Here is a 12,418-nt window from a genome sequence, read left to right as displayed (position 1 = left end):
ACGGCGCCGCGGCGCGCCCGCGCGCCGCGGGGACGCGTCGTCGTCGTGCTTAAAAGCCACGCACGGTAACCCGCAGCTACACCGCGCCGTAACCGATCTGGCGGGAAATCTCCGCGGCGGTTGCCGTAACCGCCGCCGCTAGTTCCCGCATCCGCGCCTTCCCCATATAAATAACCGCGCTGGAGACGCTAATCGAGGCCGCAATATTTCCGGAGGCATTGCGGATCGGCGCGGCCACGCAGCGAATTCCCGGCTCGCTGATCTCCCAATCCTCCGAATAGCCATTGCGGGAGTATTTTTCCATCGCGGCGGTGAATTCCTCCAGGGTTTCCGGCGGGGGAGTATCCCGCACCCGCTCGCGATCCGCCCGGTAGAGGCTCTCCCAGCGCTCAGGGCTGTCAAGAATGAGGGAACGGCCCAGCCCGGTGCGGGTGATGGGTCGGCGGGTGCCCACCTGGGAGCGCACCTCAATACCGCGATGCCCGGGGAATTTGAGGAGGTAGAGGGCTTCGCCTTCCAGCTCGGTGCCCAGGTGCACGGTGTCGAGGGTGTCCTCGGAAAGCTGGGAGAGCAACGGGGAGGCGATCCCGACCAAAGAAATATTATCGAGAGCCTGGAAACCCAGTTCAATGAGGGAAGCCCCCAGGAAATACGTGCCGGTTTCATCGGTGCGTAGGAAGCGTTCCTGGCGCAGGGCCTGGAGGAGCCGGTGCGCCTTCGAGCGGCTCAGGCCGGTTGCTGCGGTGACCTCGCTGAGGTTCCGAGCCCCTGTGGCGACGGCACGGAGAACAAGAAGACCGTGGCGGAGTGTCTGCGTGCCAGGGATATCTTCGGATGTCATATACAAACGGTACCAGGTTCCCAATAGTTGGGAACCTGGTACCGGAGCTGGGTCGGAGGGGTAATTCGGTACGCGGGCACGCGGGCACATGAGTACGCGGGTGCGTGAGCACGCGGGTACGCGGGGTAATTACCGCTCCGGGAATTTCGCGGCGAGTGCCTCCACCAGCAGAGTGGAATCCGCCGTGGTCGCGATGAAATTCGCGCCCGCGGCAATATACTGTTCGGCTACCGCATCATCGAAAGCGAGGGAGCCGGCCACCAGCCCGGCCGCCCGGATTTTTGCCAGCGCATCGCACACAATCGCATGCAATTCCTCCGCGGGCGGATTGCCCAGCGAAGCCCCCAGATCGGCCGGCCCGATGAAGAAACCATCGGGCCCCTCCACCTCAAGCAGCTCATCCAGGTGGGAGAGCGCCTCTCGGGATTCGATTTGCAGCAGCACGAACAGCTCCGCTTCGGCTTCCTCCATATAGGAGGTGTAGCGGCCCCAATTCCCGGCGCGCGCCACCGATGCTCCCACCCCGCGGATCCCGCGCGGGGCGTAGCGCACCGCACGCATGGCCGCGCGGGCCTGTTCCGGGGTATCCACCATGGGCAGCAGCAGGTTCTGCGCCCCCAGATCCAGCACCTGTTTAATATGCGCCGGGGTGGTTTCCACCGGTCGCACAATGAGGGGCATGGGATACCCGGAGGCCGCCCGCAGCTGATCCAGCAGGGAGGCCACCGTGTAGGGCGCGTGTTCGCCGTCGAATAGCAGCCAATCAGCACCCGAACCGGCGCAGATTTCCGCCGACGTGGCCGAAGCCATCGTCATCCAGATTCCACGGCGCGCCCGCTGCGGGGAGGCCGCAAACTCTGCTTTGAACTGGTTTTTAGGCAACGTCGCTTTCAATACCAACGTCCTTTCGATTCTTGAGAGCGACGATAATGAAGGAACCGAGGATTGCCACCGCTGCAACCGCCCAGAGTCCCGCCACGCTCGACTGGTGGGTATCAAAGAGTTCGTTGAACCATACTCGCAGATTCGGTGCCACAAAACCACCAACCGCACCCCAGGTATTGATGAAACCAATACCTGCGGCTAGGGCGGCCCCGGCCAGCAGATTCGTGGGCATCGTCCAGAAGAGCGGCTGGCAGGCAATCACGCCGGTGGCCACGATGCACAGCGCCGCGATCGCGAGAATCGGGGTGGCGTGCGCCGAAAGCCCGAGGGCCAGCCCGGCGGCCAGCAGCAGCCCGGCCGACCAGATCCGCTGCCGATCCGGGGTGGTGGCGTTCTTGGAGAACCACCAGGTACCGATAAGGGAGACCACCCACGGAATGGCGACGACGAGGGACACCTTGAAGCCCACCGATTCGCCCAGCAGGCGCGCCACCTGTGTGGGGATATAGAAGACGACGCCGTACACCGCCACCTGGATGGCGAAGTAAGCCATGGCGAGCGTCCACACCCGGGCATTCGTGAAGGCATCCTTGAGGGTGGACTTCACCCCGGAACCGGAATCTTCACCTTCCACCGCTTCGGCCAGGACAATTCGCTCGTCCGGAGTCAGGAACTTGGCAGAGCGCGGTCCGTCGTCGAAATAGAAGAAAGCGAGGCACCCAACAACCGCGGCGAGCAGGCCCTCAATGAGGAACATCCAGAACCACCCCGGAAAACCGAGGAAGCCGTGCATCTGCAAGAGCGCACCGGAAAGCGGCGAACCGAGCGCCAGGGCGAGGGGCGCCCCCAGGTAGAAGAGGCCCATCACATAAGCGCGCGGTTTCGCGGGGAAGAAAATGGAGGCGAGGTAGATCATGCCGGGGAAGAAGCCGGCCTCCACCACGCCCAGCAGCAGGCGAACGGTGAGGAATTTCGCCGGGGTATCGGCAAAAGCCATGCAGGCGGATACCAGACCCCAGGCCACCGCGATGGAACCGATCCATTTCTGCGCCCCGATTTTGCGCATCATGAGATTCGCGGGGGCGCCGAGGAAAGCGTAGAGCACGAAGAAGATTCCCGCGCCGAGCGCGAAGGTGGCTTCACCGATGCCGGTGTCCAGCATGTACTCCTGCTGGGCGTACCCGATATTGGAACGGTCCAGGAAGGCGAGCACGTAGAGCAACATCATGAAGGGAACAAGGCGACGACGTGCCTTGCGCACCGCGATATTCAGGGTTGCTTCGCGGGCGGCGGTACCGGGAGATGGCGAAGAGGCTGTCATAATTTCTCCTTTTCGTATGCGTGGATGCGCGAGTCCGCGTGACTAGCGGCTGCGCAAAGATTGCGGCATCCGCGCCGGCCGCCTGACTAGCGTGACCGGCGCGGATGGCGTGACCGGCGTGACCGGCGGCCGGATTTAGTGCGTATAGGGGCGTTCCAGCGCGATATCGCGATTGAGTTCGACGCCGAATCCGGGCTTCGTCAGGGTTTCCTTGGAGATGCGGCCATTTTCGGGGACCGGTTCGCCCAGGAGGATGGGGTCGAATTGCGGGCGGATAGTATCCGCCTTCGGGCTGGTCATGAGGAACTCGCTGAACGGCGTATTCGTGAAGGTAATAACGGCGTGGTGCGAGTACACGGAGGAGCCGTGCGGGACCACCAGCTGGCCGCGCGACTTCGCGATGGCTGCGATCTCGAGGAGGGTGGTAATACCGCCGCACCAGCCCACGTCCGGCTGCATAATATCGATGCCGGTTTCGGAGAGAGTGCGGAAAGCGGCGAGGTTGCCGTGGTGTTCGCCGGTGGAGACCATCACGCCGGCCGGGACCTGGCGCTTGAGCTCGGCGTAATTATCGTATTGCGCGGCCGGGAAGGATTCCTCGATCCACTTGAGGTTGTAGGGAGCGCAGGCGTGGGCAAGCTTGACGGCGTAATTAACGTCCTGGCTCATCCAGCAATCCCACATGAGCCAGAAGTCCGGGCCCACCTTCTCGCGCATATCCTTGATGCGCTCCACTTCGCGGCGGATGCCGGCATCGCCATCGTGCGGGCCCCACTGGGTAGGCATTTTCCCGCCGATGAAGCCCATTTCCTTGGCCAGGTCCGGGCGCGAACCGGTGGCGTAGAACTTGATTTCATCGCGAACCGCCCCGCCCAGCAGCGAGTACACCGGCTGGCCGAGCACCTTCCCGAAGAGATCCCACAGGGCCAGGTCCACGCAGGAGATGGTATTCATAACCACGCCGCCGCCACCGGAGTAATAGTGCGTGGAGTTGATCATCTGGTCGTGGATGAGCTTGATATCATCCACGCGCTTGCCTTCGATAAAGCGGCTGAGGTGGTTTTCCACGATGAAGCAGCCGATTTCGCCGGCCGTGGAGATGGCGAAGCCGGTGGTGCCGTCGCTGGCCTCCACTTCTACCACCAAGGTGCCCAGCACATTGATTCCGAAGGACTGGCGGGATTGTTCGTATTCCTTGTACTTGGACATCGGGGTGGCGATATGGTCATCGATCCAGTGCCCGCCGCCCTGGTCGTGATAGTCGCCGCCGCCCTGGCCCTTATTCTTGGCGGTGGCGCCGCCCATGAAGAAGGCGCGCACGTGCTTGATAGTTGGCAATGACATGAGATGCTCCTTTGCGTCTATGTGTGAGTGCTATGTGATTGTTGAGAGGGTGTTGCGGGGTAGCTGCGCCGTCGTTCCGCGTGCGTGACCGCAAGCAGTCGTTCCGTACGCGATACCGTGCGGCCGTTCCGCGTGTGCGAAAACGCGCCGCGCGCATCTCCACCGCAACGCATCCAATCCCATTTAGTGGGATGGAATGTTAATAGTTGGGATTCTGACACGGCCAGTCTAAAATGAAAGCCGGGGAGAGTAAAGCCTTCCCGGCCCGGCAGCTCGCGGATTGGGCGGGAAAATATCGCCATGGCCCCGGCGATCTTTCCGCGTCGGGCCTTACGTCATAGGGCGGGGGTCAAAAAAATGGAACAATGTTCCATGTCAGGAAAGTGGCGCAGTTGCTACGAATATTCGACATAAGGAGTTGCCATGGTTAATCGCATGATCCTCAACCAAACCTCGTACTTCGGGCGCGGTGCGCTCGACCAGCTGGTCCCCGAGCTGCATCGCCGCGGCTTCAAGAAAGTCCTCATCATCACCGACAAGGGCGTGCGCCAGGCCGGGACCGTGGACCTAGTGACGAAGCGTTTGGATGAGGCCGATTTTGCTTACGAGATTTTCGACGACGTCGTTCCGAACCCGCCCGTCGAAAATGTGAAGGCCGGCGTGCAGGCACTCAAGGATTCCGGCGCGGATGTGCTCATCGGCCTGGGCGGCGGGTCCCCGCAGGACACCGCGAAGGCCATCGGCATTATCGGTGCGAACCCCGAATTCTCCGATGTTCTTTCCCTCGAGGGCGTGGCGGACACCAAGAACCCCTCCGTGCCGATTATCGGTATTCCCACCACCGCCGGTACCGCTTCGGAAACCACCATTAACTACGTGATTACCGATACCGAGAAGCACCGCAAGTTTGTGTGCGTGGACGAACACGATATTCCGGTGCTCGCCATTGTGGATCCGGATCTTATGGACGGCATGCCGCGCTCCCTCAAGGTGGCGACCGGGCTCGATGCCCTCACCCACGCCATCGAAGGCTACATCACCCCGGGTGCCTGGGAGCTTTCGGACGCGGTTCACCTCAAGGCGATCCAGATGATCGCGAAGAACCTGCGCAAGGCTGCCGACGGTGATACCGACGCCGTGGAGCAGATGGGTTACGCCTCCTACATCGCGGGCATGGGCTACTCCAATGTGGGCCTGGGCCTGGTGCACGGCATGGCGCACCCGCTCGGTGGGCGTTACGACGCGCCGCACGGCGTGGCCAACGGTATCCTGTTGCCGGCCGTCATGAAGTTCAACGCCGAGTACACCGGTGAAAAGTACCGCGATATTGCGCATGCCTTCGGCATGAAGGATTCGTACGACGTCGCGCTAGAAGACGCGCGTACCTACGCGGTGGACGCGGTCAAGCAGCTGGTTGAGGACCTGGGTAACCCCACCACGATCTCCGCGGTGGGCGTGGACGAATCCGGCCTCGACGCCCTGGCCGAGGACGCCTTCAACGACGTGTGCACCCCGGGCAACCCCCGCAAGGCCACCAAGGAAGACATCCGCGCGCTCTACGCCTCCTTGCTCTAAGAGGTAGTGCAGCCTGGCTGTAAATGAATAAGTGGCGCCGCGCTTACCCTACGTGGGAAAACGCGGCGCCACCCTATATTTACAGCCGATTTAAGCGCTGAGGCGCTCCGTCAGATGATCGGGGAATGACTTCTCCACTTCCAGAACCACACGGATGTGGCCACCAGGAGTATCCTGCCATCCATTACGCGGTTTCAAGCGCAGATCGAAAAGCGATTGCCCGCGCCCGGGACCATCGGTGATGTCCACCTCGGCCTCCACCACCGGCCAGATGGTTGGCTTGATTGCCCCGACAGCCACAGCGGCTGCAAGCGGATCGTGGAGAGCCGAGCAGCGGCGGCCGTATTCCGGAAGGTAGAAGTTGAAGTAAACGTCGAGTGCTTCTCCGACAATTTGAGCTTCGCGTTTAGGTGAAGCAAGGAGACGTGCGCGATGTTCCTCTTCGAGAATATTGGCGAGAGTGACATCAAGGGGTACCCACACCTGCTCCCAGGGAGCGGCCATAACAGTCTGGGCTGCTTCCGGATCGTTGAAAACATTGGCCTCCGCAACAACGGACGCGTTGCCAACTTCGCGAGCGGCACCGCCCATCAAGACCACTCGCTTGACTCGGGTAGCCAGTTCCGGATCCTTCTGAAGCGCGAGGGCAAGATTGGTCGAGGGACCTACCGCGACAACTTCTAGCTCACCGGCATATTCGTGTGATAGCCGGAGCAGCATATCTGATGCGCTTTCCGCTTCGGGGCGCCGCTGCGCGGTGGGCAGCTCAACATTTCCGATTCCATTATCGCCGTGAATGTGGGTGGGAACCCAGGTGTACTTTGACGTGAGGAAATCGTGAGAGCCCACGGCAACCGGGACATCGGTGCGGCCCATTGCCTCGAGAATGCTCAGTGTATTTTCGGCGGCTTGCTCGCAATTTGTATTACCTGAAACCGTGCCTACGCCGACAAGAGAAATCTCAGGTGCTTTTGCCAGGTACACCAGAGCCATCGAATCGTCGATGCCGGTGTCACAATCAAAATACAGCGGGCGTATTGTGGATGTCATTTTGTTCTCCTTTACTGTTGGAACCAGTCAGCACCGTCGCTGACTGCGAGCTTTGGGCTAAATCTTCTGGCCTTCGCGCGGCTTGAGGATGCACGCGGTTACGAGGGCAAGAACGGCAATTCCGAGGGAAACGATGAGCGCCGTACGGTAACCCGCGAAAGTTCCGATAAACGGAGCCACGAGACCGATACCGAGGCTGGCGCCCACGCCGAATGCTGCGCCGTTGAGTCCGGGTAGGGATCCGGGAGCTTCCGGCGGGGCCAGCAGAACGCCCAGGCCGTTGATCGTTGTGAGGATCATGCCGTTGTAGCTGATTCCCAGGACGGCAATGAACGCAAAGACTGCCCATTGGTTATCGAGGCAGAGCCAGATCCCTCCGATGGAAATGATGGAGATGATCAAACCGCCCCGCAGAACCTGCAGCCAGCCAATCTTGCTCGCGAGCCAACCCGACAGAGGAGCAGCGGCAAGACCAATCATCGCCGGCGGTGTGAGGAAGAGCAGCGCGGCCTTACCCGCATCGAGGCCGAAGCCAACTTCGGGGTTCTGGCTGAACATGGCAACGGTGAAGTTGATAACCGCGAAAACGGAGGACAGGGACAGCAGCGTCGTGGCAATGAGCGGCCAGCAGTGACGCGAAGCAAGATGCTCAATAGCGAAGAGGGGAGAATCGACCTTGCGCTCGACGAAGTAGAAACCGATGAAGCAGATGACCGTCCCTGCGAGGAAGCCGAGGCTAATCGGCGCGAACCAACCGTCGGAACCGCCGTAGTTCACGTAGTAGGTCAGGAAAATGAGTCCGAGGGACAGGGTTGCGCCACCCCACCAATCCATCTTTCCGGTGGCCGCATCATTCGCGTGCTGGGAAATGCCGCGTCCCGTGAGGATGATGGCAACGAGGACGAGTGCTGCGATCACGATGAAAATGGAGCGGAATCCGAAAGCGTTGGTCAGGAGACCACCGAACCAGCCGTCGAGGCCGCCAACGCCGCCGTTGACAGCCGTGATGATACCCATCATGGTGCCGAAGGTCTTGGCAGAAACCGATTCGCTCAGAATCATGTAGGTCAGCTGGAATACGGCGCCGGAAACGCCCTGGATAACGCGCCCCACCATGAAAATGGGGAATGACGGAGCGAAGACGCAGACCAGTGTTCCGATGAACAAAATAATGAGGACGTAAATGAGCATCCTCTTACGCCCGACGAAGTCACTCCAACGGGTCAAGATAATTCCGGCGACGGCGCCAGCCAAGAAGAAGAGACTCGAAACGAGTGAAACCGTGGATTCATCGATCACGAAGTCGCGCCCGATAGCGGGCAGGGCCGGTGTCACCATGCTCGCATTGAGCTGATAGGACAGCACTGCGACGATCAGGGTAAACATGAGACCCGCGAGGGCGAGGCCCCTGTATTTGTCTTCACGTTCGACCGGTTGCGCTGCCGACTGTGGCGCGTCCGTTTTATTTGTTGATGTCATGACATCTCCTGTTCTGCTGCGGCGTTGCCGCAAAACGGGGCAGTTGGTACTGCCTGAGAGCGGCTACATTGCCGCTAATGTGGTGCGTTTCGGGTGCTCCAAAGCGCGGGGAAAGTATGTTGGTCGTAAGTAGGTAAGGGGAATCTTTCGTGGACATGTGTGCGTGGATTAATGAAGCGAGTCCCCCTTTCGGTTTTCTTTCATATCTGGAGGGGCATAGCGCAGCGAATCGCGTTTGATGAACACTGTCGGGAGATAGGTATCCGGCGCTGTTTTTCCCGCGATGCAATCAACGAGTGCATCGGCGGCGATTCGTCCCATTCCTTCGATATCTTGCGCAATGACAGATACGGACGGGGAAATGAAACGGAAGTACTCGTAATCGTCGAAAACGATAAGCGAGAGATCGGGGCCGATTGCTTGGTTGCTTGAGGCGCAGTGCTCAAGGACTCCGGTTCCGAGCTGCCCGTTAGCTGCCAGAATCGCTGTTACTCCACGTTTTAGGAGCGCTTGTGTCCCTATTTTCCCGGCATCTCTGCTAAAGTTTCCCCACTCAACGAAGTGCGTGGTGCCTGGAAGGCCGTGCTCGTTAAGGGCCTCCAAAAATGCTGCGTAACGGTCACGCGCAATTGGTAGTGATTGGGGTCCTCCGAGGTAACCGATGCACGTATGACCGTGCGAGGCGAGGTTCTGCACCGCCTCCGTCATTCCGGGTTCCGGACGCGAGGAAATCACGGGAACCGAAAGCTGTTTGAGGGGGCGGTCGATAAGGACAAGAGGAATATCGGCCTCGATGACTTGCCGAATGACGGTATCGTCTTCACTCTGCGGAGAAATAACAATTCCATCCACGCGCTGCGCCATGATTTGAGCGAGGAAGTCATTTTCTTGCGCGTGATCTTCACCTGCGCTACCGATAAGGACGGTCGAGCCTTTCGCGCGCATCGCAGTCTCAAACCAATACGTCAGTTCTGTGAAGAATGGATTGCGAATATCGGGGACGAGAAGAGCAACGGTACCCGTGGTCTTTGAGCGAAGAGAAGCAGCGTTGCGGTTGGGGCGGTAATTGAGGCTCGAAGCAGCTTCGAGAACCCGCTGCCGAGTCTGAGAAGATACCGAACCGTTTCCGGAAAGCGCGCGAGATGCAGTGCCCAAACCGACCTTGGCGGCTCGAGCAACATCTTGGATCGTAACGTCGCGCATATGTATCTGCCTCACTGCAGGGTTGTAAAACTACTTTGTTTATGGAAACGTTTCCGCTCCTTATTGGGAAACATAACGAGCGCGTTGAAATTTGTCAATAACTCTTTTTGAAACGTGACACGGCACATCGCACGGGGTGGACAAGTGGTGCGGCAGTGCACATGGTGACGTCGGGCTTTGCGGGCGTGAGCCTTCGGTGCGGATGCGCGACTCGGCGGTAACGATGGCTACCGCGTGGAGCCTTCGGCAATCGTGCATTTCCTTAAGCGGAGCTGAGCGCCCCTTCTTTCGGAGTTGAGCGCAAGGGTGTGTGGTTCGGAATGGTCAAGGGGACGATGAGCCGGTGCGCTTTTAGTGGGACTTATTCGTCGGTTTTGCTTGAACGTGTTGAGTGTTTTGGGGTTGTGTGGCCCGATTTATGCTTGGTTTGCTAAGTATCTTCCGTGGGTTTGGGGCGTGTTTTTGTAGGTTTTCTGGGTGTTTGGGCTGGGTGTGGTGGGTGTCTCTCTGGTTTGATTTGCGTCTAGCGGGTCGGGCTTGTAAGCTTGTTATCCGTCGCCGAGAGCCCGGTAAGGGCCCGGAGCGGCAAACAAAACCCTGTGAGTGGCCAAGGCCATGAAGGTTCGGTTTGATTACCGGGCCGGGTGGTGGTAGGCTAACGGGGTTGCTTTTCTTGAGCGTGAATGATTCTCTCCGGGCCAGCCAGTCAATGGTTATTGGTGGCTGGTGTGGGGTGTGGATATGGTGTTTGGATGCTTAATAGCGTGTCTGACTAATATATTTTTTACGTGAAAATTTTTGTTCACACGACCTAGTCTTTCTAGTAGAAAGACAGTGTTGTGTGGGTGTGTGCAAGGACAGTTAGCACTCTAATGGATAGTGGCTAGATGCCGTGTTTTTATGTGGTGTTTGGTTTGTCTGTTGGTGGTGTGTTTTTGTTCTTGTTATTTTGTTTTTTGTTGAGCTAGATGTTGTCTTGCTCTCTTACGGTTTTTTGTGGAGAGTTTGATCCTGGCTCAGGACGAACGCTGGCGGCGTGCTTAACACATGCAAGTCGAACGATGAAGCCTAGCAATCTTTGGTTGTTGGGTGGATTAGTGGCGAACGGGTGAGTAATACGTGGGTAACCTGCCCTCCTTTTTGGGATAAGCCTTGGAAACGGGGTCTAATACCGAATATTCTGGCGCTCTCGCATGGGGGTGTTGGGAAAGCTTTTGTGTGAAGGGGGATGGGCTCGCGGCCTATCAGCTTGTTGGTGGGGTGATGGCCTACCAAGGCGGTGACGGGTAGCCGGCCTGAGAGGGTGACCGGCCACATTGGGACTGAGATACGGCCCAGACTCCTACGGGAGGCAGCAGTGGGGGATATTGCACAATGGGCGAAAGCCTGATGCAGCGACGCCGCGTGGGGGATGAAGGCTTTCGGGTTGTAAACCTCTTTCGCTATCGAACAAGGCCCGCTTAGGGTGGGTTGAGGGTAGGTGGAGAAGAAGCGCCGGCTAACTACGTGCCAGCAGCCGCGGTAATACGTAGGGCGCGAGCGTTGTCCGGAATTATTGGGCGTAAAGGGCTTGTAGGCGGCTTGTTGCGCCTGCTGTGAAAACGCGGGGCTTAACTTCGCGCGTGCAGTGGGTACGGGCAGGCTTGAGTGTGGTAGGGGTGACTGGAATTCCAGGTGTAGCGGTGGAATGCGCAGATATCTGGAGGAACACCGATGGCGAAGGCAGGTCACTGGGCCATTACTGACGCTGAGGAGCGAAAGCATGGGTAGCGAACAGGATTAGATACCCTGGTAGTCCATGCTGTAAACGTTGGGAACTAGGTGTGGGGGGCCTTTCCAGGTTTTCTGCGCCGTAGCTAACGCATTAAGTTCCCCGCCTGGGGAGTACGGCCGCAAGGCTAAAACTCAAAGGAATTGACGGGGGCCCGCACAAGCGGCGGAGCATGCGGATTAATTCGATGCAACGCGAAGAACCTTACCAAGGCTTGACATACACCGCGGGGCTGCAGAGATGTGGTTGCATTTGGTTGGTGGTGTACAGGTGGTGCATGGTTGTCGTCAGCTCGTGTCGTGAGATGTTGGGTTAAGTCCCGCAACGAGCGCAACCCTTGTCTCGTGTTGCCAGCATGTTGTGGTGGGGACTCACGAGAGACTGCCGGGGTTAACTCGGAGGAAGGTGGGGATGACGTCAAATCATCATGCCCCTTATGTCTTGGGCTTCACGCATGCTACAATGGCCGGTACAGAGGGTTGCGATATCGCAAGGTGGAGCGAATCCCTTAAAGCTGGTCTCAGTTCGGATCGGGGTCTGCAACTCGACCTCGTGAAGTCGGAGTCGCTAGTAATCGCGGATCAGCATTGCCGCGGTGAATACGTTCCCGGGCCTTGTACACACCGCCCGTCACGTCACGAAAGTTGGTAACACCCGTAGCTCGTGGCCTAACCTTTTTTGGGGGGAGCGGTCGAAGGTGGGGCTGGCGATTGGGACGAAGTCGTAACAAGGTAGCCGTACCGGAAGGTGCGGCTGGATCACCTCCTTTCTAAGGATTGTTTAGCGAGAAACGTTGTATCGGTAGGCTATTGGGGTTTACTGGTTTTTGTTTTGTTTCTTGTTTGGGACGCGTAAAAAGGGTTTGTGTGAGTGGTGGTGGTTGTTCATTGTTACTCGCATGATGATATTGGTTGGGCGGGCTGTTAGGCATTCGGACACTGTCCGATAT

The 12,418-nt window shown here is 58.9% G+C and carries 8 protein-coding genes and 1 rRNA gene; 2 read left to right on the top strand and 7 right to left on the bottom strand.

Translation table 11 applies throughout. The annotated features are described in order from the left end of the window. Positions 1 to 76: 76 nt before the first annotated feature. From CYJ17_RS00965 to rhmD, 4 genes are all read right to left on the bottom strand, one after another. On the bottom strand, positions 77 to 841 hold the full coding sequence (locus tag CYJ17_RS00965; RefSeq protein WP_087069695.1) for an IclR family transcriptional regulator: 765 nt from the start codon (positions 839 to 841) through the stop codon (positions 77 to 79). 129 nt (positions 842 to 970) lie between these two features. Further along, positions 971 to 1,723 (bottom strand): HpcH/HpaI aldolase family protein, encoded by a 753-nt coding sequence (locus CYJ17_RS00960; protein ID WP_196800232.1) that lies wholly within the window; start codon positions 1,721 to 1,723, stop codon positions 971 to 973. Next, positions 1,716 to 3,047: an MFS transporter gene (locus tag CYJ17_RS00955; protein ID WP_101657683.1), complete on the bottom strand. Its 1,332-nt coding sequence runs from the start codon at positions 3,045 to 3,047 to the stop codon at positions 1,716 to 1,718. Before CYJ17_RS00955 ends, CYJ17_RS00960 begins: the two co-directional genes overlap by 8 nt. Before the next feature lie 135 nt (positions 3,048 to 3,182). After that, positions 3,183 to 4,391: an L-rhamnonate dehydratase gene (rhmD, locus tag CYJ17_RS00950; protein ID WP_016442323.1), complete on the bottom strand. Its 1,209-nt coding sequence runs from the start codon at positions 4,389 to 4,391 to the stop codon at positions 3,183 to 3,185. A gap of 423 nt (positions 4,392 to 4,814) precedes the next feature. Between rhmD and fucO the strand changes: the two genes are divergently transcribed. Continuing rightward, on the top strand, positions 4,815 to 5,966 hold the full coding sequence (gene fucO, locus CYJ17_RS00945; RefSeq protein WP_087069693.1) for a lactaldehyde reductase: 1,152 nt from the start codon (positions 4,815 to 4,817) through the stop codon (positions 5,964 to 5,966). 90 nt (positions 5,967 to 6,056) lie between these two features. Here fucO and CYJ17_RS00940 read toward each other — a convergent pair whose 3' ends face one another. The 3 genes from CYJ17_RS00940 to CYJ17_RS00930 all read right to left on the bottom strand — a co-directional run bounded on the left by CYJ17_RS00940 (position 6,057) and on the right by CYJ17_RS00930 (position 9,698). Beyond that, positions 6,057 to 7,016 (bottom strand): nucleoside hydrolase, encoded by a 960-nt coding sequence (locus CYJ17_RS00940; RefSeq protein WP_087069692.1) that lies wholly within the window; start codon positions 7,014 to 7,016, stop codon positions 6,057 to 6,059. A 57-nt stretch (positions 7,017 to 7,073) separates the two neighbouring features. Further along, entirely contained in the window at positions 7,074 to 8,495 is a 1,422-nt protein-coding gene (locus tag CYJ17_RS00935; protein WP_087069691.1) for an MFS transporter, read from the bottom strand. Positions 8,496 to 8,663: 168 nt separating this feature from the next. Continuing rightward, positions 8,664 to 9,698, bottom strand: a complete 1,035-nt coding sequence (locus CYJ17_RS00930; protein WP_087069690.1) for a LacI family DNA-binding transcriptional regulator — start codon at positions 9,696 to 9,698, stop codon at positions 8,664 to 8,666. Positions 9,699 to 10,691: 993 nt separating this feature from the next. On the opposite strand from CYJ17_RS00930, the gene CYJ17_RS00925 reads away from it, so the two are divergent. Beyond that, a 16S ribosomal RNA gene (locus tag CYJ17_RS00925) occupies positions 10,692 to 12,238 on the top strand. Positions 12,239 to 12,418 lie beyond the last annotated feature (180 nt).

Source organism: Actinotignum timonense (genome assembly GCF_002860685.3).
Taxonomy (GTDB): Bacteria; Actinomycetota; Actinomycetes; order Actinomycetales; family Actinomycetaceae; genus Actinotignum; species Actinotignum timonense.
Note: the sequence above shows the minus strand (reverse complement) of the source record. Positions and strands in the feature narration are given on the sequence as shown.